Consider the following 21,074-nt stretch of genomic DNA (forward strand, 5'->3'; position numbering starts at 1 on the left):
AGGGCGGTCGAGCGGGTTGCCGTCGCGGGCGGGTCGGCCGGCGGAGGACCGGCGCGGCGAGCCCGCCCGACGTCCACCCACCGTCCGCACGGGAGGGCGCACTCGCGCGGCCGATAGGCTCGTGGCCCGTGAAGATCCTCGTCGTGGGCTCCGGCGCCCGTGAGCACGCCCTCGCCCGTCACCTCGCCCTCGCCGGTGCCGATCTGGTCATCGCCCCGGGCAACCCCGGCACCGCCGCGTGCGGCGAGAACCGCGCCGTCGAGGCGAACGATCCGGCCGCCGTCGCCGCCCTCGCCACCGAGATCGCGGCCGACCTCGTCGTCGTCGGCCCGGAGGCCCCGCTCGTGGCCGGTGTCGCCGACGCCGTGCGCGCCGCCGGCATCCCCGTCTTCGGTCCCGACGCCGCCGCTGCGCAGCTCGAGGGCTCGAAGGCGTTCGCCAAGGACGTGATGGCGGCCGCCGAGGTCCCCACGGCGCTGGCCCACGTGTGCACCACGATCGCGGAGGTGGCCGCGGCGCTCGACGCGTTCGGCGCCCCCCACGTGGTGAAGGACGACGGGCTCGCGGCCGGCAAGGGCGTCGTCGTCACCGACGACCGCGCGGCCGCGCTCGCGCACGCCGCCGAGTGCCTGAACAAGGCGAGCCGGCCCGGCGTGGTCAACCAGGTGGTCGTCGAGGAGTTCCTCGACGGCCCCGAGGTCTCGCTGTTCTGCCTCAGCGACGGCACCGACGTCGTCGCGCTCGCGCCCGCGCAGGACTTCAAGCGCATCCACGACGGCGACGCTGGCCCCAACACCGGCGGCATGGGCGCCTACACGCCGCTCGCCTGGGCGCCCGACGACCTCACCGCGGAGGTGCTCGAGCGCGTCGCGCGGCCCACGATCGCCGAGCTCGCCCGCCGCGGCACCCCCTTCGTCGGGCTGCTCTACTGCGGCCTCGCGCTCACGAGCCGCGGCCTGCGCGTGATCGAGTTCAACGCGCGGTTCGGCGACCCCGAGACGCAGGTGGTGCTCGCCCGCCTCGCCACGCCGCTCGACGTCGCGCTGCACGCCGCCGCCACGGGCGACCTCGCCGCGCTCGGCGACCTGCGCTGGCACGACGACGCCGCCGTCACCGTCGTGCTCGCCACGCCCGGCTACCCCGAGAGCGCCCGCACGGGCGGCGTCATCACGGGCGTCGAGGACGCCGAGGCGGTCGACGGCGCGTGGGTGCTGCACGCCGGTACGGCGCGCGACGGCGAGGGTCGCCTCGTGGCCGCGGGCGGCCGTGTGCTCTCGGTCGTCGGCACGGGGAGACCCTCGCGCAGGCGCGCGCGGTGGCCTACGACGCCGTCGGCCGCATCGCGCTCGAGGGCGGTCAGGTGCGCTCCGACATCGCGCTGCGGGCCGAGCGTGGCGAGGTCACGCTCCCGGGCGCGCCCGCGTGAGACGCGCGTGAGTCACGCATGAGGGATCCCGGAGGGCTGCTGCTCGGGCTCGCGGTGCTGCTCGCCGTCGTCGTCGGCGGACTGCGCATGGCGCGCGCGGCCGTGCTGCGCGGCGGCGGCGACCGCCGCTCGATCGCGCTGGACACCGACGTCGGGCTCGAGCGCCGCGCGTGGGCGCGGGAGCGCGGCTGGCAGTACGTGCCCGGTCCGGTTGCGGTGGCCACCGACGGGCTCGAGCCGCCCGGGACGCTGCCGCCGGTGCAGGCCACCCACGTGGTCGTGGGGGCGTTCGAGGGCCGGCGCACCGTCATCGCGACCCGGTCGGGCGAGCGCGTCCCGCAGGGTGGCGGCCGCACGATCGACTGGCGCACGCCGTCGGTCCGGCTCGAGCTGCGGTCCGACGGCGTCTCGCGCCCGCACCCCACGGTCCTCCTCCTGCACGGCGCGCAGGACACCACCGGCGCGCTGCCGGCCCTCGTGCGCCGGCGCGAGCTCGCCACGGTGCGCGCCCCGCAGGGGCTGCCCTGGCTCGTCGCGACCCCGGCGGGGGTGAGCGCGGACGTCCTGGCGGTGCTCGACGGTGTGTTCCGCTCCGACGTGCCGCGCGGGGTGGCGGTGCTGGTCGACGGCGACGGGGTCGCCGTCGCCGTCCCCGGTTCCGGCGCGCGCTCGCAGGTCACCGGACTGATCCGGCTCGCCCAGCGGGTGGCGGAGGCGGTCGAGCGGCTCGACTGACACGCGGTGGCGGCGACGGGCGTCACCCGACCTCACCCCCGCGGCGCGTGCCGCTCCAGGAACGCGTACACCTCGGCGTCGTCCACCCCGGGGAAGGTGCCCGAGGGGAGCGGGCGCAGCACCTGGGCGTGCACCTGCGCGCTCGGCCACGCCTTCTCCTCCCACCGCCCGGCGAGCTCGGCCGCGGGGCGGCGGCAGCACGACGCGTCGGGGCAGCGCGACGCGGTCCGCACGCTCGTGTCCCGCCCGCGGAACCACTTGGCGTGGTTGAACGGGACGCCCACGGTGATCGAGAACCGCGACGTCGCACCCGCGGCGCCGACCGACCCCGGCACGATCGACCCGGTCTGGCTGGCCTCGAAGAACGTGCCGGCCGGGGTGTCGGTGTACTGGTGGTACTCGGTGGTGCGGTCGCGCTGGGCCAGCACCTGCCGTGCCGCCCAGAACCTGCACACGCTCTGCCCCTCGATCGCGCCGGTCGCGTCCTGCGGCAGGTCGAACCCGTCGTTCTCCCAGCCACGCACGAGGGTGCCGTCGCCGTCGACCCACACGAGGTGCACCGGGATGCCGAGCTGGCTCGTGGCGAGGTTGATGAAGCGCTGCGACGCGAACTGGTGCGTGATCCCGAACGCGTCGCGGAAGTCCTCGATCGCGAGGTCCCTGCGAGCCTTGGCCGCCTCGAGGAACGGCACGGCGGCGCCGCGCGGCACCAGCGCGGCAGCCGCGAAGTAGGTGATCTCGAGGCGCTGGCGCAGGAACTCGGGGTAGGAGCCCGGGCGCGGGTGCTCGAGGATGCGGTGCGCCATCGCCTGCAGCGCGAGCGAGCGCAGCCCGTGCCCGCCGGGGATCGAGGCGGGCGGGAGGTAGATGCGGCCGTTCGCGAGGTCGGTGACCGTGCGGGTGGAGTGCGGCAGGTCGGGCACGTGGATGATGTCGAAGCCCAGGCTCTCGGCCATCCGCGCGACGGTCCGGTGGGTCACGGCCCCCTGCTCGTACCCGGCCCGCCGGATGGCCGCCTCCGCGAGCTCCTCGAGCTCGGGCACATAGTTGTCGATGCGCTGCATGGTCAGGCGGAGGTCGGTCGTGGCGCGGCGCGCGGCCTCGGGGGTCGCGACCGACTCGCGGGCACGGCGGGCGATCTCGCCGTGCAGGGCGGTCAGGGACTCGAGCACCGCGAGCGGGGTCGTGCGCCCGGGGCGGACCACCGGAGCGCCGAGCGCGCGGTAGAGCGGCGAGCGCTGCGCGTGCTCGAGTGCGATCTCGAGCTGGGCGCGGCGGTCGGGCGGGGGTTCGTCGGCGACGAGGTCGGCGGCGGTGACCTCCAGCGCGCGGGCGAGCTGCTGCAGGAGCGAGAGCCGCGGTTCGCGCCGGCCGTTCTCGATGTGGGACAGCTGCGCCGTCGTCGTCCCCGCCCGCTCGGCGAGCTGCGCGAGCGTGAGGCCCGCCGCGGTGCGGAAGTGGCGCAGGCGGCGGCCGAGCGTGAAGGCGTCCGACGCCGTCGCCTCGTCCGCGGGCGTCTCACCGAGGCCGATGTAGGCCGGGTGCGGGGTGTCGGGCGTCATGAGTTGACGATAGGGCAACTTTGGCCGAAGTTGCGCGGTTTTGGGTCTGCAACTCGGCGCTTCGGCGAGTCAGGCTGAACCCATGACCGCGACCATCATCCCCCCGAGCCCCACCCGCCCCGGCGACGAGCGCGACGGCGCCGCCTCCGCGACCCGCCCGGTCCACGGCACGCCGTCGACCCGCCCGGACGTCCTCGCCTGGGTCGAGCGCGTCGCCGACCTCACGCAGCCCGACCGCGTCGTGTGGACCGACGGCGGGGAGGAGGAGAACCGCGACCTGCTGGCGAGCATGGTGCGGGCCGGCACGCTGCTGCCCCTGGACCCCGAGCTGCGGCCGGGCTCCTACCTCGCGCGGTCGGCACCCTCCGACGTCGCCCGCGTGGAGAGCCGCACCTTCATCTGCTCAGCCACGCAGGCCGAGGCCGGACCGACGAACCACTGGCGCGACCCGGTCGAGATGCGCACCACGCTGGAGGGCGTCTTCGCCGGCGCGATGCGCGGCCGCACGATGTACGTCGCGCCGTTCGCGATGGGTCCGCTCGACTCGCCCCTGGCGCGGTTCGGGATCGAGATCACGGACTCGCCCTACGTCGTCGCGAGCATGCGGATCATGACGCGGATGGGCGCCGGGGCGCTCGAGCGGATCGACGGCGGCGCCGCCTGGGTCCCCGCCGTGCACAGCGTCGGCGCGCCGCTCGGGCCCGACGAGGCGGACGTCGCCTGGCCCTGCAACGACGAGAAGTACATCGTCCACTTCCCGGAGTCCCGCGAGATCTGGAGCTACGGCTCGGGCTACGGCGGCAACGCGCTGCTGGGCAAGAAGTGCTTCGCGCTGCGGATCGCGTCGGTGATCGCGCGCGACGAGGGGTGGCTGGCCGAGCACATGCTGCTGATCCGCGCGACGTCGCCGGAGGGTCGGCGCCTGCACCTGGCGGCGGCGTTCCCCTCGGCGTGCGGCAAGACGAACCTCGCGATGCTGCAGCCGACGCTCCCGGGCTGGAGCGTGGAGACGCTCGGCGACGACATCGTGTGGATGGCGCCGCGCACGGGCGACGACGGCGTCACGCGCCTGCGGGCGATCAACCCCGAGGCGGGCTTCTTCGGCGTCGCGCCCGGGACCGGCTGGGCGACGAACCCGGTCGCGATGGAGACGATGGCGGCGAACACGATCTTCACCAACGTGGCGCTGACCGACGGCGGCGACGTGTGGTGGGAGGGGATGACCGACGAGCCGCCGGCGCACCTGCTCGACTGGCAGGGGCGCGACTGGACGCCGGACTCGGGCCGGCCGGCGGCGCACCCGAACGCGCGCTTCACCGTGTCCGCCGCGCAGTGCCCGACGATGGCGGCCGACTGGGAGGACCCCGACGGCGTGGCGCTCGACGCGATCGCGTTCGGCGGCCGCCGCCCCTCCACCGTGCCGCTCGTGACACACGCCGACAGCTGGACGCAGGGCGTGCTCATGGGCGCGACGGTCGCCTCGGAACGGACGGCCGCGGCCGAGGGCACGGTCGGCGAGCTGCGCCGGGACCCGTTCGCGATGCTGCCGTTCACCGGCTACGCGCTGCCCGACTACCTGGCGCACTGGCTCGCCGTGGGGGCGTCGCTGGGGGAGGGCGCGCCGGAGGTGTTCGGCGTGAACTGGTTCCGGCGCGATGCGAGCGGGCGTTTCCTGTGGCCCGGGTTCGGCGAGAACGCGCGGGTGCTGGCGTGGATCGCCGGGCGGGTGGCCGGGACGGCGGGCGGGCGTGCGACGGCGATCGGTCACGTCCCGACTCCGAGCGACCTCGACGTCGCGGGCCTCGGGCTGAGCGAGGCGACGCTGGACGAGCTGGTCGACGTCGACCCGGTGGCGTGGCGGCGCGAGCTGACCCGGTCGGCGGGCTACCTGGAGGCGATCGGTGCGCCGGTGGCCCTGCGCCACGCGCTGGTCGGCCAGCTCGACCGGCTCTGACGCGGGACGCCTGGCCGCCCGACCTCGGGCCGCCGTGTCCTGGGCCCACCCGTTCATCGAGAATGCGCGGGAGTGCTGAATCGTGTCGGTTCAGCAGTCCCCCGCATTCTCGGCGAGAAGGCGGTGGGAGGCAGCGACGGGGTGGGCCGCCATCAGGTCGCGTTCCACAGGTCGCGGTAGTAGGCCTGCCGCACCGGATCGGGGTCGACGCCGTAGGCCGCCACGAGCTCGTCCGCCCACCCCGGCCCGTAGTTCCACTCCGTGCTCATCGCCGCGACGGCGAGGTCCGCCCACCGGTCGGCGACCCCGAGCGCCCCGAGGTCGACGTGCCCGACCCAGGCTCCGCCGTCGTCGAGCAGGGTGTTGGGCACGCACGCGTCGCCGTGGCACACCACGAGTCGGTCGATCGGCGGCGGCTCGCGCAGCTCGGTCGGCACCTGTCGGCCCCGCCGCTGCGCGTGCGCGATCCGCGCGGCCACGTCCCAGTCGAACGGGCATTCCGCCACGGGCAGCGCGTCGTGCAGCGCCCGCAGTCCCCGCCCGACGGCGCGCACCGCCGTCGCCGGATCGGCGATCCACCGTGGGTCGACGGCGGAGCGTCCCGCCAGCGCGCGCGTCACCAGCCACTCGTGCGAGGCGTCGGCGCCGTGCTCCACGACCGCTGGCACGGGGGTGTGCGGCGCCGCCCAGGCGAGTCGCTCGGCCTCGTCGGCCATCGTCGTCTCCGTGTTCAGCGGCCCCCACTTCACGTAGTGGTCGCCCGCCCGGAACGTGAGCCCACCGATGCCGTTGCGCCACACGGGCACGAGCTCGGCGTCCCCGGCGAGCCGTCGCACGAGGGCGGGGACCTCGACGTCGCCCGCGGGGATGCTCACCGCCCCAGTCTGCCCGGGCGCGGCGAGGTGGCTGTCCGAGCATGCGCAGGAGCGCTGTATCGCACCGGTAGAGCAGTCCAGCGCATGCTCGGCGTGGAGATCGAGGGCCCGTGCCCGCCGAGCATGCGTGAGGGTGCTGTATCGCACCGGTAGAGCAGTACGGCGCATGCTCGGCGTGGAGATCGAGGGCCCGTGCCCGCCGAGCATGCGTGAGGGTGCTGTATCGCACCGGTAGAGCAGTACGGCGCATGCTCGGCGTGGAGATCGAGGGCCCGTGCCCGCCGAGCATGCGTGAGAGCGCCCTATCGCGGGCTTCGAGCAGCGGACCGCATTCTCGGCGAGGTGGTCCGCACGCGAGAACGCCCGGTGCGGCTCGGACCGGCCGGCGAGGCAGCACCCGCCGTTCTCGACGAGGTGGTCCGCACGCGAGAACGCCCGGTGCTGCTCGGACCCGAGGGTCGAGCAGCACCGGGCGTTCTCGGTGGGTGGGGCAGGGGCGGGCGGCCGGGGTGCGGGGCCCGCGCGCCGCCCGGCCCCGCGCCGCCCGGCCCCGCGACCTCGGCCCCGCGACCTCAGCCCTGCGGGGTCTCGCTGCGGTCGGCGCTCCACTCGGTGTGGAACACGCCGTCCTTGTCCACGCGGTGGTAGGTGTGCGCCCCGAAGAAGTCGCGCTGCGCCTGGATCAGCGCCGCCGGCAGGCGCTCGGCCCGCACGCCGTCGTAGTAGGACAGCGAGCTGGAGAAGGCCGGCACCGGGATGCCGTTCAGCGCGGCGCCGGCGACGACGCGGCGCCAGGAGGCGACGCCGTCGCCCACCGCCGAGGCGAAGTACGGGTCCGAGATGAGGAGCGGCAGCTCGGCGTCGCGCTCGTAGGCCTCGGTGATGCGGTTGAGGAACCGGGCGCGGATGATGCAGCCGCCACGCCAGATGCGCGCGCACGCGCCACGGTCGATGTTCCAGCCGTTCTCGAGCGACGCCGCGGCGATCTGGTCGAAGCCCTGGCTGTAGGCCACGACCTTGGAGGCGTACAGGGCGCGCCGCACGTCCTCGATGAACGCGTCCTTGTCGGCCACCGACCAGCCGGCCGTCTCGGCGGCGAGCCCGGCGGCGCGCGCCGCCTCACGCTGCGGCAGGGAGCCGGACAGCGCGCGGGCGAACGTCGCCTCGGCGATGCCCGTGATCGGCACGCCGAGGTCGAGCGCGGACTGCACGGTCCAGCGGCCGGTTCCCTTCTGCTCGGCCTGGTCGAGCACGACGTCGACGAACGCCTTCCCGGTCTCGGCGTCGGTGTGCTGCAGCACGTCCGCCGTGATCTCGATGAGGTAGGACTCGAGGTCCCCGGTGTTCCACTCCTCGAAGACCTTGCCGATCTCCGCGGCGGACAGGCCGAGCGCCGAGCGCAGGAGGTCGTAGGCCTCCGCGATGAGCTGCATGTCGGCGTACTCGATGCCGTTGTGGACCATCTTGACGTAGTGACCCGCGCCGTCCGGGCCGATGTAGGTGCTGCAGGGGACGCCGTCGACCTTGGCGGAGATCTTCTCCAGCATCGGGCCGAGGGTGGCGTAGGCCTCCTTGGTGCCGCCCGGCATGATCGAGGGGCCGTTCAGCGCACCCTCCTCACCACCCGAGACGCCGGTGCCCACGAAGTGGAAGCCGCGCTCGCGCAGCGCCTTCTCGCGACGGATCGTGTCGGGGAAGTGGGCGTTGCCGCCGTCGACGATGATGTCGCCCGGCTCCATGTGCGACGCGAGGTCCTCGATGACCGCGTCGGTCGGGCCGCCGGCCTTGACCATGATGATGACGGTGCGCGGCGCCTTGAGCGAGGCGACGAAGTCGGCGGTGGACTCGCTGGGGACGAACTCGCCGTCGCCACCGTGCGCGTCGATCAGGGCCTGGGTCTTGCCGTAGGAGCGGTTGTGCACCGCCACCGTGTAGCCGTTGCGCGCGAAGTTGCGCGCGAGGTTGCTGCCCATGACCGCCAGGCCGGTCACGCCGATGTCTGCCACGCCGTTGTTCGTCATGGCGCCATTCTGCCAAGGGGCGCGCGCCGCGCAGGTCGTGTCTGCCCCTCGGGCGGCCGCGGGGCGCGGTGGGGGCACGATGGGGGCGTGACGACGACGGCGGCCCCCACCTCGATCGTCGACCCCCGCCTGCGCTGGACCACGATCGGGGCGCTCGCGATGGTGCTCCTGGCGGCGTTCGAGGCCATGGCCGTCACCACGATCATGCCCGCCGTCAGCCGCGACCTCGACGGGCAGGCGCTCTACTCCGTCGCGTTCTCGGCCACGCTGGCGGCCAGCATCGTCGGCATGGTGCTCGCGGGGAGGGCCTCCGACCGGCACGGTCCCGCGCTCCCGCTCACGACGGCGATCGGCACCTTCCTCCTCGGCCTCCTGGTCGCGGGGCTCGCGCAGGCGATGGAGGTCTTCGTCGTCGGGCGCTTCCTCCAGGGGCTCGGGGGCGGTGCGCTGACGGTGTGCCTCTACGTCGTCGTCGCGCGCCTGTATCCGCCGGCGCTGCACCCGCGGGTGTTCGGTGCGTTCGCCGCCGCGTGGATCGTGCCGTCGATGGTCGGTCCGTTCGTCGCGGGCGTCGTGGCCGACACGCTGAGCTGGCACTGGGTGTTTCTTGGTGTGGCGGCCCTCGTGCTCCTCGCGCTCGCCGCGCTCGTACCGGCGCTGCGGGCGATGCTCGGCGCGGACCGTGCGGTGGAGGGGGACACCGACGCGGTCGTCCCCGCGGACGCCGACGCCGACGCCGCCCCGTCCACCCCCGGCCGACGGCGGGTGGGCGCGGGCGTCGCCGTCGCGCTGGCCGTGGCGGTGACGGCGGGGCTGCTGATCCTCGGGACCTCCGCCGAGCTCGTCCCGCCGCCGTGGACCTGGGCGCCGGCCGGCGCGGCGGTGGTGGTCGTGCTGGTCGCGGCGCGACCCCTGCTGCCCCGCGGCACGCTCCTGGCCGCGCCGGGGCTGCCGGCGACGGTGCTGATCCGCGGCACGATCGCGGCGGCGTACTTCGGGACGGAGGTGTACCTGCCGCTCATGCTGCAGACGTCCTACGGCCTGAGCTCATCGGGTGCGGGACTGATCCTCACGGTCGGTGCGCTGGCCTGGGCGACCGGGTCGAACCTGCAGGCGCGCCTCGTGCGCGTCCCGCCCGGGCGCATCCTGCAGGTCGGTGCCGGGATGGTGCTCGCGGGGGTGGGCATCCAGATCGCGACGGCGGCGTTCGACCTCGGCCCGTGGGTCGCGGGCGGCGGCTGGCTCGTCGCCGGGCTCGGCATGGGCACGTCCTACCCGCGCATCACCACGCTCGTGCTGGCCCGCTCCACGCGCGCCGACCAGGGCGCCAACTCCTCCGCGCTGTCCATCTCCGACGCCATCGGCGGGGCGGCCGCGACGGCGGTCGCCGGGCTCGTGCTCGGTGCGCTGGCCGGGGTGGGCGGCACCCGCCAGTTCCTGGGCGGCTTCGCGGTCGCGCTGACGGCGGCGGTGTGCTCCGTGCTGGTCGCGGCTCGGGCGGGGCGCAGCGCGACGACGACGGCGCAGCAGGCGGCCGGGGCCCCGGGTGAGACGCCGGGTGCGTCTCCGACGTCGTCCGACGCGTGACGCCGCGCTCTGGGAGACTGGCCGTCGTGACCGCCCAGGCTGACAGTGCTCCCGCCCCGCTGACGATCCCCGGCTGGCGCTTCGTCGCCGCCGGCAAGGTGCGTGAGCTCTACGTGCCGCAGGAGGGGCACCCGACCTGGGGCTCCGACGTCGTGCTCGTGGTGGCGAGCGACCGCATCAGCGCCTACGACCACGTCCTGGCGACGCCGATCCCGGACAAGGGCGCGATCCTCACCGCGCTCAGCGCGTGGTGGTTCGAGCAGCTCGCCGACGTCGTGGACCACCACCTCGTCTCGCTGGACGTCCCGGCGGAGGTCGCGGGGCGCGCGATGATCTGCCGGCGCCTGGAGATGTACCCCGTCGAGTGCGTGGCGCGCGGCTACCTCACGGGGTCCGGGCTCGAGGAGTACCGGGTGAGCCGGACGGTGTGCGGCGTGCCGCTGCCCGAGGGTCTCGTGGACGCCTCGCGCCTGCCCGAGCCGATCTTCACGCCGGCCGCCAAGGCCGCCGTCGGCGACCACGACGAGAACGTGACCTACGAGCGCGTCGCGGAGATGGTGGGGCCCGACGTCGCGGCCGCCCTGCGCGGCACCACGCTCGCGGTGTACCGCCGCGCGCTGGAGATCGCGGGCGAGCGGGGCATCCTGCTGGCCGACACCAAGCTCGAGCTCGGCGCCGACCCCGCGCTCGGCGCGTCCTCGATCGTGCTGGGGGACGAGGTGCTCACCCCCGACTCCTCGCGGTTCTGGGACAGCTCGCTGTGGGCGCCCGGGGAGCGCAGCCGAGCTTCGACAAGCAGTTCGTGCGCGACTGGCTCACCTCGGACGCCTCGGGGTGGGACCGCTCGGGCGACGCCCCGCCGCCGGAGCTGCCGGACGCCGTCGTCGAGCGCACGCGCGAGCGCTACGTGGAGGCGTTCGAGCGGCTCACGGGCCGCGCCTTCGGCTGACCAGGGGCGTTCGCGAGCGCTCGCTGCGCACGAATGGGGTCGTCACGCGGCGTGACGACCCCATTCGTGCGCACCGAAGGCCGGGCGGCGTGAGCCGTGTCAGGCGACGCGGACCTCCAGCAGTGCGCGCGAGGTGACGAGCTGGCGCACGCCCACGCCGTCGGCCGCGATGCGGAACCGCAGCGATCCGCCGGGCTGGCCGAACCACGGCGGAACGATCTCGGCCTCGACGTGCAGCGGCGCCGTCGTGACGAACTGGTACAGCCGGGTGTTCGGACCGCTCGCCGAGGCGGGCAGCGAGCGGTTCGGGATCGGCGTCGCCCACGGGAACAGGAAGATCCCGTCGATCGAACCGAGGCGGTCGAGCGCGACGCCGGGCGGCAGCGTCGTCAGCAGCGCACCACCGCCGGCCTGGAGCTGCGCGAAGATCTGCGCGTACGCGCCCTGGTAGGCGTGGCTGCGGTGCTGCAGGTCCTGGGCCGCCACGGGCGTGGCCGCGGGCAGCGGCGCCACGAGGAGGTCCCACAGCCAGTCGGCGGCCTCACGCTCGCTACCCGCGCTGTGGAACGACTCGAACACGCCGTAGTCGCGCACGCCGACGGCGAAGCGCTGCGGCCCGGTCTGGCGCAGCTCGAGCGCGCCCTCGAGCGGGGTCGCGCCCGCCGGGTCCCCGATGAGCACGACGGCGTCACCCGGGTACTGCGCCTGCGTCAGACGCTCGCGCAGCGCGGCGCTCGCGGCCCCGGGGCCGGCACTCGCGGAGCGCAGCCAGTCCGGCACGTGCTCGGGTGCGCGCGGGAAGGTCGCGAGGTCGGCGACCCACTGCTCGTCGCTCGGGAACGGCTGGTCCGGCACGGGCGCACCGTCGTCGATCAGCATGCGCGTCTGCGGGGTGTTCCAGTAGGGGCGGCGCGCGTGCTCGACGACGAGGTGCGGCTCGCCCGTCGTGTCGGGGGTGAGCGCGAGGTGGGCCGAGAGCCAGGTGCCGGTGCCGGGGGCCGCGTCGCGCGAGCGGAGCTCGGCGAGGGCGTTGACGGCGGGGTCGGGCAGCGACAGGCGCGTGAGGGCGCCGGCGGCGTCGTAGACGTAGGCGCGGCCGGAGTGCTGCGTGCCGGCCTGCGACCACTCGAGGTGGGCCGAGGCCCAGGGGGTGCCGGTCTGCTCGGCCGCCGCGCGCAGCGCGTCGGCCACCGTGGTCACGAGGGCGGCGCGCTCGGGATAGGTGGGTGCAGGCACGGCGGCCGATGCCGTGGCGACCGGCGAGAGCGGGGCCGGAGGCGCGGTCGAGGGCTCCTGCGGCGGTGCGGCACTCGGGCCGGCGGAGTGCTGCGGCTCACCGGGCGCGGGGCGACGCACGTGCGTCTGGTCGAGATCCGGCTCGCTGAAGGGCGGTCGGACCTCCGGCGCGGGCGGGGGGCCCGGGGGTGTCGGGACCGAGGTGGCCGGGGTCGCGGGAGGTGTCACCGGAGCCGAGGGGGCGGCCGCAGCCGCCATCGGGGCCGGCGTTGCCCCAGCCGGCGGGGCGTCGGGCGCGACCGGCGCCGTGCCGGGCGCGGTGGCCGGCACGGCAGGCGGGATGGCCGCGCCGCCGTCGGGAGCGGGGGCCGACGCAGCAGGCGGGACGGGGGCACCGCCGTCGGGACCGGACGCGACCGGCGGCGTGGGCTGGGGCCACGGGGGAGGAGCCGGGGCGACGGCGGACCCCTCCACCGGGGCCGCCCCCTCAGGCTCCGGAGCGGTGACGGGTTCGCCCGGCCGTGCTGCGCCGTCGGGCGCCGCTGCGGCCGCGGACTCCCGCAGTGCCGCCTCGCCGTCGGGCGCCTCGTCCTGGGGCGCCCCCTCCCGCTCCGCCCCGGCACGCTCGTGCTCGGCGGGTGCGGGCAGCGGCGCGGGGTGCGTGGCGGCCCGGGCCTCCTCGGCGCCGTCCGGCGAGGCATCGGCCGGGAACGCCGGACGGGTCGGTGGGGGCGGGATCGCGCCCGCGACCGGGGTGCTGCGCGCGCTGTCGTGACGGGGGTCCTGCTCCATGCGGCCATCCTCGCACCCCCGGCTAGACTCGTGGGGGAGCGTGCCGCCCCGGTGAACGACCGTGTGAACGAGCGTGCACCAGTCCCGCCCCGCCACCCGTCCGCACCAGCCACCATCGGAGCCTTGCCATGGGACGCGTCGTCGTCGAGGTCATGCCCAAGCCGGAGATCCTGGACCCGCAGGGGAAGGCCGTCAACGGCGCCCTTCCTCGCCTCGGGTACACCGGCATCACCCAGGTCCGCCAGGGCAAGCGGTTCGAGATCACCGTGGACGGTCCGGTCACCGACGAGGTCCTCGCCCAGGTGCGCAGCGCCGCGGAGACGCTGCTGTCGAACCCCGTGATCGAGGACGTCGTCAAGGTCGAGGCGGACGACACCGCCGACGCCACCGACACCGAGACCGCCTGATGGGCGAGTCGGCGCAGGGCGCACGCATCGGCGTCGTCACCTTCCCTGGCACCTTGGACGACCGCGACGCGCAGCGCGCGGTCCGCCTCGCCGGCGCGACCCCCGTGCCGCTGTGGCACGGCGACGCGGATGTGTCGGGCGTCGACGCCGTCGTGCTCCCCGGTGGTTTCTCCTACGGCGACTACCTGCGCGCGGGCGCCATCGCGCGCTTCGCCCCGGTGATGACCGCTCTCGTGGACGCCGCGAACGGCGGGCTGCCCGTGCTCGGCATCTGCAACGGCTTCCAGATGCTGACCGAGTCGCACCTGCTGCCCGGGTCGATGATCAAGAACGAGCGGCTCACGTTCGTCTGCCGCGACCAGGTGCTGCGCGTCGAGAACGCCGCGACCGCCTGGACCAGCGCGTTCACGGCGGGCGAGGAGATCACGATCCCGCTGAAGAACCAGGACGGCCAGTACGTCGCCGACGAGCGCACGCTGGACGAGCTCGAGGGCGAGGGGCGCGTCGCGTTCCGCTACGTCGGCGGCAATCCGAACGGATCCCGCCGCGACATCGCCGGGATCACGAACGCGCGCGGCAACGTCGTCGGGCTCATGCCGCACCCCGAGCACGCGGTCGAGGCGGGTTTCGGGCCCGACGGCGCGGCCGGTCCGCGCACCGGCATCGACGGTCTGCGCTTCTTCACCTCGGCGCTGACCTCGCTGCTCGCGACGGCGTAGCGGGGCCCGGAGTCGGGAAACCTCTCGGGGAGGGTCGACAAGACTCTCGCGGGGAACCTACGGTCCCGTAAGTTACGGTGGCGTAGTGAACGACGCCGTGGCTCGCCCCACCCCTGACTCCCCCGACGAGGCGACCCCGATCCCCGCCACGATCGACGTCCCCGACGAGTCCCTGCCGCACGGCCTGAGCGCCGCGGCCGCGGCGTGGCCCGACCGGGTCGCCGTCGACTTCCTCCGCTCGACGCTCACCTATGCCGAGCTCGACGCCGCGGTCGCGCGCGCCGCCCAGGCCCTGCTCGACCTCGGCGTCGAGCCGGGCGACCGGGTCGCGATCGCCCTGCCGAACTGCACCACGCACGTCGTGGCCTTCTCCGCCGTGCTCCGGATCGGCGGCGTCGTCGTCGAGCACAACCCCACCTACACCGCGCCGCAGCTGCGCCACCAGCTCGCCGACTCCGGCGCGCGCGTCGCGATCGTGTGGGAGAAGGCGGCGCGCGCGGCCCTCGGCGCCCGTGAGGGCACCGCGCTGGAGACCGTGGTCGCGGTCGACGTCTCGCGCGACCTGCCGACGACGTCCCGGCTGGCGCTGCGGCTGCCCGTCCGCGCGGCGCGCGCCACGCGGGCCGCGCTGCGCGACGCCGTCCCCGACGGCGCCCTGCGCTGGGAGCGTCTCGTGCGCCGCCGCGGCCCGCAGCTCCCCGCCTCCCACCCGTACCCGGCGAGCGACGCCGTCGCGCTCCTGCAGTACACCGGCGGCACGACGGGCACGCCGAAGGGCGCCGTCCTGACCCACCGCAACCTCGTCGCCAACGCCGTGCAGTGCGAGGTCTGGACGCGCACGGTGCGCGCCAGCGAGACCCTCTACGGCGCCCTCCCGTTCTTCCACGCCTTCGGTCTGACGCTCTGCCTCGGCTACGGCCTGCGGACCGGGGCGACGCTCGTGGTCTTCCCCCGGTTCGACCCCGCCGCGATGGTGGCGGCGCAGCGCCGTCGACCCGGGACGTTCCTCCCGGCCGTCCCGCCCATGATCGAGCGGTTCACGACGGCGGCGCGCGAGGCCGGCGTCGACCTCACCTCGTTCCGGTTCGCCTTCAGCGGCGCGATGGCGCTGCCCGCCTCCACGGCGCGCGCGTGGGAGGAGGCGACCGGCGGCTACGCGATCGAGGGGTACGGCATGACCGAGACCTCGCCCGTCGCGCTCGGCAACCCGGTCTCGCCGGAGCGCCGGCCCGGTGCGCTCGGGCTGGCGTTCCCGAGCACGCAGGTGCGCGTCGTCGACGCCGAGACGCTTCAGGACGTGCCCGACGGCGCCCGCGGCGAGCTGCTGCTGCGCGGCCCGCAGGTGTTCTCCGGCTACTGGAACCGCCCCGAGGAGTCCGCCGAGCAGCTGCTCCCCGACGGCTGGCTCCGCACCGGCGACGTCGTCGTGCGCGACGAGGACGGCTTCGTGACGCTGGTCGACCGCATCAAGGAGATGATCGTGACGGGCGGGTTCAAGGTCTACCCGTCCCAGGTGGAGGACCTGCTGCGCGAGATGCCGGGGGTCGCGGACGTCGCCGTCGTCGGGACGCCCGGGGGCGACCTCGGGGAGAAGGTCGTGGCCGCGATCGTCCTCGACGGGTCGGTGCCCACGATCTCGCTGGCTGAGCTGCGGGCGTGGGCGAGCGAGCGCGTGGCGTCCTACGCCGTGCCGCGCGAGCTCGTGGTGGTGACGGAGCTGCCGCGCTCGATCATCGGCAAGGTGCTGCGCCGCGTCGTGCGCGACGACCTCGTGGGTCGGCGCCCGGAGTAGGTACCGGTCGCGCTCAGGCGCGGACGTCGTGCAGGTGGTGCGCGACGTCGTGCCAGAAGTACTGCGCGAGCGTGGTCACCGTGAACTCCGAGCCGTTGGACCGGAGGCCGCGGCGGCCGTGCGCGGCGGCCGGGACGGCGTCGAACCGGTCGGCGATTGCCCGCGCCGCGGCGGCCAGCTCGTCCGCGACGACGGCCGGATCCTGCTCGTCGTAGCGCTCCGCGACCGCCGTGGCGTCCTGGTCCCAGTTCGCGAACGTGGGCGCGTCTCGCTCGAGCACCAGCGCGAGCCGCTCGTCGAAGATGCGGAACACGTCGCGCACGTGCGCGCCGTACTCCAGCACCGACCAGGTGGCGGGGTCGGGGCGCGTCCGGGCATCCGGGCGGGCGAGGGCGGCGCGCCAGCGCGGGACGCTCGCCCGCACGAGGTCGCCGACCTCCAGGACGGTGACGGCGGAGGAGTCCAGCCCGCACTGCGGGCACCGCTCGCGCAGCACCCAGGTCCAGTCCTTCGTGTCCGGCTCGATCGCTCTCACGGCGCCATCATGGCGGACCGGCGGACGCTAGGGTCGCCAGGCATGGGCTTCTTCACCTCGCGCGCGAATCGCGCTGCCGCCGCCGACCCCGCCGTCGCAGCCGAGGACGCCGCGATCAGCGAGTTCTGGTCGTGGTGGCGTGAGGGCGGAGGAGCCGAGACGACGAGAGCCTTCGACTCGCACGGCGAGGATCCGGAGGCGACACGTCGCGTCGCGGAGCAGCTGGGGATGCGGGCGCAGGCCGTCGGGCTGGGCTTCGAGACCGGCGCCGGGCGTACCGCTCGGCACGTGCTCGTCCTGACCCCGGAGGGCTCGGCCGAAGCGGCCGCCGTCGCCGACCGTTGGCTCGCCGCGGCCCCGCCCGCCGACGAGGCGTTCGAGTTCGACAGCAGGCGGCGGGCCGCCGAGGACCCGACCGTCGTCGGTATCGAGTACGACGGTCACAGCTTCGCGCTCACCGACCTCGTGGTGCTCGCGCAGCCGGACGGGCCGACCGTTCACGTCGCCGTGTGGCACCCGGCGTTCGCCGACGTCGAGCGGTCCGTCTCGGGCAACGTCACCTTCCTCATGCTCGACGCCCTGCTGGGGAGCGGACGGTCGAAGAGCGCATCGGCGAGGTCCGGTTCGATCTCGATCCGGCCGAGCGCGGACGTCCGTTCCTCGAGCTGCGCGGCCTCGTGCGCTGACGCGCGGCTCGCGGCTCAGGCGTGCGCGAGCACCGACGTCAGGTGCGGTTTCCCGCGCTTCGGGTCCCACACCGTCAGCGCGTACCCACCCCGGACCCCGCCCGAGGTGTCGACGTCGTCGCGCCGCTCGACGGCGAGCGCCACCCGCCCCGGCACGAGCACGGGGGAGGCGAATTCCACCGTCCACGTGAACGCGTCACCGCGCACCGGGCCGAGGGCGGCGAGTGCCCGCGCGGCCGTGTCCATGCCGTGCGCGATCGTCGAGCGGTAGCCGAACCCGCGCGCGGCGAGCCGCGAGGTGTGGATCGGGTTGCGATCGCCCGAGACGGCGGCGTACGCCTTCGAGTCGGCGAGCGACGTGCTCCAGCCCCCGGTTGGCGACGGCGCGGCGAACGCCCCGTGCTCGACGCGCTCCAGCACCGGCAGACCCGAGATCTGCGTGCTGCGCGCGAGGTAGGTCGAGACGCCCTGCCACACCAGCTCGGGTCCGCTGCGGACCTCGGTGACCAGGTCGACCTGCGCGCCCATCCGCTCGCCGACGGGGCGGGAGACCAGGTTGCGCGCCCACGTCGTCGCCGTCAGCGCCTCCCTGACTGCTACGGGCCGGAGCTGTTCGATCCGGTTCGCGACGTGGACCATCCCGAGCATCGGGAGGGGAAGTCGGCGCGCGCCATCAGCGAGAGCTGGAGCCCGAACACGCTGACGTGCACGAAGGCGGGGGAGCGGTGTCGAGCGCGCGCTCGCCGAGGAGGTGCGCGTACGCGTCGAGCGCCGCACGGTCCAGCGTGAGGTCGGCGCGCAGCGCGAGGTCGGGCAGCGACGTCGTCAGACGCGTCGTCGAGACGACGGCGCGGCCGGCGCGAGCGAGCGCGGCGAGGTAGATCGTGCGCGGTTCGGGCACCCGGGGGAGCTGCTCGACGTGCTCGGGCACACCGCCGTCGCCGCGCGGGGCGGCGGCCGCAGCCTCGTCGCCCTCGAGCCAGTCGCCGATCCACTCGCCCGCGTCGGCGCCGTCGGGCCCGGAGGCGCCGGGGCGCTCGCCGCGGCTCATCGCCCCACCAGGTTCTGACCGCAGACCCGGAGCACGGCCCCGTTGATGCCGCCCGCCTGCGGCGAGGCGAGGAACGCGACCGCCTCCGCGACGTCGACCGGCTTGCCGCCCTGCCCGAGCGAGGACACGCGGCGGCTGATCTCGCGCTGCGCGAGCGGGATCGAGGCCGTCATCTCCGTCTCGATGAAACCGGGGGCGACGGCGTTGGCCCGTCCACCGCCGGCCGCGAGGACGGGTGCCCACGCCTGGGTCGCGCCGATGACGCCCGACTTGGAGAAGCCGTAGTTCGTCTGCCCGCGGTTGCCGGCGATGCCGCTCGTGGAGGCCAGCGAGATCTGCACGAGGCCCGGGTGGGCCTGCGCGACCGCCGTCGTGATCGCGACCTGCGCCGCGAGGTTGACCGCGATCACGGACTCCCACTGCTCCGGCTTCATGTTGGCGAGCAGCTTGTCGCGCAGGATGCCCGCGTTGTGCACGAGCACGTCGAGGCGGCCCTGGAACGGTCCGCGCGCGACGCGCTCGAGGATCCGGGCACCGGCGTCGGGCGCGGTGATGTCGAGCTGGAGCGCCACGCCGCCGACCTCGTTCATCACGGCCGCCAGGGACTCGCCCGCGGCGGGGACGTCGACGCCGAGCACGTGCGCGCCGTCGCGTGCCAGCACGCGGACCGTCTCGGCGCCGATGCCGCGCGCGGCTCCGGTCACGACGGCGACCGTGCCGGTCAGCGGACGCGTCCAGTCCGCGGGTGCCTGGGCGGCGGCCGTGACCGGGAGCAGCTGGCCGTCGACGAACGCCGAGCGGGCCGACAGCAGGAAGCGGAGCGTGCCGATCGTGGCGGGGTCGGTCACGGCGACGTCGGCGCCCAGCTCGATGCCGTTCGCCGTCGCCCCCTGGCGCAGCTCCTTGCCGAGCGAGCGCACGAGGCCCGCGACGCCGCCGCGCGCCGCGGCCAGGGCCGGGGCGTCGCCGTCGGCGACCGCGCGGGAGATCGTGACGACGCGGGCGCTGCGGGCGAGCTCGCGCAGCGTCCCGCCGAGCGCGAGGACGCGCTCGGCCTCCTGACCGGGTGCCTCGAGATCGGTGAGGACCACGACGACGGCGCCCCACCGCTGCTGCGTGGGTGCGGCCAGGTTGCGGCGCACGTCCAGGTGCCACTCGTGCAGCTGGTGCGCGACGGCGTCGGCGTCAGGCCCGGAGCCGATGACGAGCACGGGGCCCGCCGTGAGCGGCTGGTCGACCGAGGCGGGGTCGGTGCGGCGCAGCGTGACGGCCTCGGTGAGGCCGAGCGCCTGCGTGATGGTGCGGTTGAGCTGCTTGGTGAGCCCGCGCAGCGGGGCGGGCAGCGACGAGGTGGGCACGGCTCAGGCCTCCAGGAGCATCGCGACGGCCTGACCGCCGGCGGCGCAGACGGAGATGAGGCCCCGCACGGGGGTGTCGGGACTGCCGCCCTCGGCGACCAGCGCGGCCTTGCGGCCGGCGAGGAGGGTCGCGAGCGTGGCGACGATGCGGGCGCCGGTGGCGGCGAAGGGGTGCCCAGCGGCGAGCGAGGAGCCCGCGACGTTGAGGCGAGCGGGGTCGAGGGTGCCGAGCGCCGGCAGGCCCAGCTTCTCCGCGGCGAAAGTCTCGTCGGCCCACGCGGCCGTGGTGGCGGCCACGACGCCGGCGAACGCCTCGTGGATCTCGACGAGGTCGATGTCCTCGAGCGCGAGGCCCTGGCGGGCGAGCAGGCGCGGCACGGCGTAGGCGCCGCCCATGAGCAGCCCCTCCTCGCCGTGGACGAAGTCGACGGCGGCGGCCTCGGCGTCGACCACGCGCGCCAGCGCCGGCAGACCGTGCTCGGCCGCCCACTGCGGCGAGGCGAGCAGGACGGCGGCCGCGCCGTCGGACAGCGGGGTGGAGTTGCCGGCGGTCATCGTGGGATCGGGGTGATCGTTGCCGAACACGGTGCGCAGCTTCGCGAGCGCCTCGGCGGTGGTGTCGGCGCGCAGCGCGGCATCGCGCGTCAGGCCGCGGAACGGGGTGACGAGGTCGTCGAAAAGACCCTCCTCCCACGCCTGCGCGAGGTGGGTGTGCGACGCCAGCGCGATGGCGTCCTGCGCCTCGCGCGTCACCTGCCAGCGCAGGTTGGTCAGCGCCTGGTGCTCACCCATCGAGAGCCCGGTGCGGGGCTCGTTGACGTTCGGCGCGACGGGAGCGAGGTCGGCCGGGCGCAGCTGCCCCACGAGCTTCAGCCTGTCCGGCACCGAGCGGGCCCGGTTGAGCTTGAGCAGGATGCCGCGCAGTCGCTCGGACACGACGATGGGCGCGTCGGAGGTGGAGTCGGCGCCGCCGGCGATCCCCGAGGAGATCTGCCCGAGCGTGATCTTGTTCGCGAGGTCCCAGGCGGCCTCGATGCTCGTGGCGCACGCGCGCTGGATCGTGACCGCCGACGTCGTCGGCGCGAGGGCGGTCCCGAGGACCGCCTCGCGCGCCAGGTTGAAGTCCTTGGAGTGGTTGAGGACGGCGCCTGCGCGCACCTCGCCGATCGTCTCGCCCGCGAGGCCGAGGCGGGCGACGAGACCGTCGAGCACCGCCGTCAGCATGTCGAGGTTGCTCGCGCCGGCGTAGTGCCCGCCCGCCTTCGCGAACGGGATCCGGTTCCCGCCGACGACGACGGCGGTGCCGGAGGGCCGCGCGGCGGACCCGGTGTCGACGGCGGGGGAGGGGGTCTCGGGTGTGCTCGTCATCGCTGACCTCTCGTGTGCGGG

16 protein-coding genes and 2 pseudogenes are annotated in these 21,074 nt (G+C 75.2%); 8 read left to right on the top strand and 10 right to left on the bottom strand.

The window, feature by feature from the left end:
- The first annotated feature begins 128 nt into the window (after positions 1–128).
- Positions 129–1,426 (top strand): annotated as a pseudogene (gene purD, locus QQK22_RS00740) (phosphoribosylamine--glycine ligase).
- 18 nt (positions 1,427–1,444) lie between these two features.
- Entirely contained in the window at positions 1,445–2,161 is a 717-nt protein-coding gene (locus QQK22_RS00745; protein WP_284248633.1) for a hypothetical protein, read from the top strand.
- Between the two features lie 32 nt (positions 2,162–2,193).
- On the opposite strand, the gene QQK22_RS00750 is transcribed toward QQK22_RS00745, so the two are convergent.
- The gene (locus QQK22_RS00750; RefSeq protein WP_284248635.1) at positions 2,194–3,723 is read right to left on the bottom strand and encodes a helix-turn-helix domain-containing protein; all 1,530 of its coding nucleotides are present in this window, start codon (positions 3,721–3,723) and stop codon (positions 2,194–2,196) included.
- Positions 3,724–3,805: 82 nt separating this feature from the next.
- Between QQK22_RS00750 and QQK22_RS00755 the strand changes: the two genes are divergently transcribed.
- Positions 3,806–5,677: a phosphoenolpyruvate carboxykinase (GTP) gene (locus QQK22_RS00755; protein WP_284248637.1), complete on the top strand. Its 1,872-nt coding sequence runs from the start codon at positions 3,806–3,808 to the stop codon at positions 5,675–5,677.
- Positions 5,678–5,829: 152 nt separating this feature from the next.
- Here QQK22_RS00755 and QQK22_RS00760 read toward each other — a convergent pair whose 3' ends face one another.
- Entirely contained in the window at positions 5,830–6,552 is a 723-nt protein-coding gene (locus tag QQK22_RS00760; protein ID WP_284248639.1) for an aminoglycoside 3'-phosphotransferase, read from the bottom strand.
- Positions 6,553–7,124: 572 nt separating this feature from the next.
- A complete protein-coding gene (gene gndA, locus QQK22_RS00765) occupies positions 7,125–8,573 on the bottom strand; it encodes an NADP-dependent phosphogluconate dehydrogenase (protein ID WP_284248641.1) in 1,449 nt (482 codons plus the stop codon).
- An 87-nt stretch (positions 8,574–8,660) separates the two neighbouring features.
- Between gndA and QQK22_RS00770 the strand changes: the two genes are divergently transcribed.
- Complete coding sequence (locus QQK22_RS00770; protein ID WP_284248643.1) at positions 8,661–10,160, top strand: MFS transporter; 1,500 nt, start codon at positions 8,661–8,663, stop codon at positions 10,158–10,160.
- A gap of 26 nt (positions 10,161–10,186) precedes the next feature.
- Positions 10,187–11,109, top strand: a pseudogene (locus QQK22_RS00775) (phosphoribosylaminoimidazolesuccinocarboxamide synthase).
- A 99-nt stretch (positions 11,110–11,208) separates the two neighbouring features.
- On the opposite strand, the gene QQK22_RS00780 reads toward QQK22_RS00775, so the two are convergent.
- Entirely contained in the window at positions 11,209–13,137 is a 1,929-nt protein-coding gene (locus tag QQK22_RS00780) for a glycohydrolase toxin TNT-related protein (protein WP_284248645.1), read from the bottom strand.
- 128 nt (positions 13,138–13,265) lie between these two features.
- On the opposite strand from QQK22_RS00780, the gene purS reads away from it, so the two are divergent.
- The 3 genes from purS (at position 13,266) to QQK22_RS00795 (ending at position 16,055) form a co-directional block, all read left to right on the top strand.
- Positions 13,266–13,544, top strand: a complete 279-nt coding sequence (purS, locus tag QQK22_RS00785; RefSeq protein ID WP_284248647.1) for a phosphoribosylformylglycinamidine synthase subunit PurS — start codon at positions 13,266–13,268, stop codon at positions 13,542–13,544.
- Positions 13,544–14,263, top strand: coding sequence for a phosphoribosylformylglycinamidine synthase subunit PurQ (gene purQ, locus QQK22_RS00790; RefSeq protein WP_284248649.1), 720 nt, complete (start codon positions 13,544–13,546; stop codon positions 14,261–14,263). The genes purS and purQ overlap by 1 nt, the downstream gene beginning before the upstream one ends.
- An 85-nt stretch (positions 14,264–14,348) precedes the next feature.
- Positions 14,349–16,055: an AMP-binding protein gene (locus QQK22_RS00795; protein ID WP_284248651.1), complete on the top strand. Its 1,707-nt coding sequence runs from the start codon at positions 14,349–14,351 to the stop codon at positions 16,053–16,055.
- A gap of 13 nt (positions 16,056–16,068) precedes the next feature.
- On the opposite strand, the gene QQK22_RS00800 is transcribed toward QQK22_RS00795, so the two are convergent.
- The 6 genes from QQK22_RS00800 to QQK22_RS00825 form a co-directional block, all read right to left on the bottom strand.
- A complete protein-coding gene (locus tag QQK22_RS00800) occupies positions 16,069–16,590 on the bottom strand; it encodes a DinB family protein (RefSeq protein WP_284248653.1) in 522 nt (173 codons plus the stop codon).
- Between the two features lie 27 nt (positions 16,591–16,617).
- On the bottom strand, positions 16,618–17,106 hold the full coding sequence (locus QQK22_RS00805; protein WP_284248655.1) for a hypothetical protein: 489 nt from the start codon (positions 17,104–17,106) through the stop codon (positions 16,618–16,620).
- A 185-nt stretch (positions 17,107–17,291) separates the two neighbouring features.
- Positions 17,292–17,915: a MaoC/PaaZ C-terminal domain-containing protein gene (locus QQK22_RS00810; RefSeq protein WP_284248657.1), complete on the bottom strand. Its 624-nt coding sequence runs from the start codon at positions 17,913–17,915 to the stop codon at positions 17,292–17,294.
- Between the two features lie 34 nt (positions 17,916–17,949).
- Entirely contained in the window at positions 17,950–18,327 is a 378-nt protein-coding gene (locus QQK22_RS00815; protein WP_284248659.1) for a hypothetical protein, read from the bottom strand.
- Positions 18,324–19,685, bottom strand: coding sequence for a 3-oxoacyl-ACP reductase (locus tag QQK22_RS00820; protein WP_284248662.1), 1,362 nt, complete (start codon positions 19,683–19,685; stop codon positions 18,324–18,326). The genes QQK22_RS00815 and QQK22_RS00820 overlap by 4 nt, the downstream gene beginning before the upstream one ends.
- A gap of 3 nt (positions 19,686–19,688) precedes the next feature.
- Positions 19,689–21,053 carry an acetyl-CoA C-acetyltransferase gene (locus QQK22_RS00825; RefSeq protein WP_284248664.1) on the bottom strand — a complete coding sequence of 455 codons (1,365 nt, stop codon included), beginning with the start codon at positions 21,051–21,053 and terminating at the stop codon, positions 19,689–19,691.
- Positions 21,054–21,074: the final 21 nt, after the last annotated feature.

This window comes from Litorihabitans aurantiacus (assembly GCF_030161595.1).
Classification (GTDB): domain Bacteria; phylum Actinomycetota; class Actinomycetes; order Actinomycetales; family Beutenbergiaceae; genus Litorihabitans; species Litorihabitans aurantiacus.

What these genes read in the sequence shown, in the direction of transcription:
- purQ (WP_284248649.1), top strand. Translation starts at nt 13,544, where the DNA reads ATGGGCGAGTCGGCGCAGGGCGCACGCATCGGCGTCGTCACCTTCCCT.
- QQK22_RS00810 (WP_284248657.1), bottom strand. Translation starts at nt 17,915, where the DNA reads ATGGTCCACGTCGCGAACCGGATCGAACAGCTCCGGCCCGTAGCAGTC.
- QQK22_RS00815 (WP_284248659.1), bottom strand. Translation starts at nt 18,327, where the DNA reads ATGAGCCGCGGCGAGCGCCCCGGCGCCTCCGGGCCCGACGGCGCCGAC.
- QQK22_RS00755 (WP_284248637.1), top strand. Translation starts at nt 3,806, where the DNA reads ATGACCGCGACCATCATCCCCCCGAGCCCCACCCGCCCCGGCGACGAG.
- QQK22_RS00780 (WP_284248645.1), bottom strand. Translation starts at nt 13,137, where the DNA reads ATGGAGCAGGACCCCCGTCACGACAGCGCGCGCAGCACCCCGGTCGCG.
- QQK22_RS00745 (WP_284248633.1), top strand. Translation starts at nt 1,445, where the DNA reads ATGAGGGATCCCGGAGGGCTGCTGCTCGGGCTCGCGGTGCTGCTCGCC.
- purS (WP_284248647.1), top strand. Translation starts at nt 13,266, where the DNA reads ATGGGACGCGTCGTCGTCGAGGTCATGCCCAAGCCGGAGATCCTGGAC.
- QQK22_RS00825 (WP_284248664.1), bottom strand. Translation starts at nt 21,053, where the DNA reads ATGACGAGCACACCCGAGACCCCCTCCCCCGCCGTCGACACCGGGTCC.
- gndA (WP_284248641.1), bottom strand. Translation starts at nt 8,573, where the DNA reads ATGACGAACAACGGCGTGGCAGACATCGGCGTGACCGGCCTGGCGGTC.
- QQK22_RS00750 (WP_284248635.1), bottom strand. Translation starts at nt 3,723, where the DNA reads ATGACGCCCGACACCCCGCACCCGGCCTACATCGGCCTCGGTGAGACG.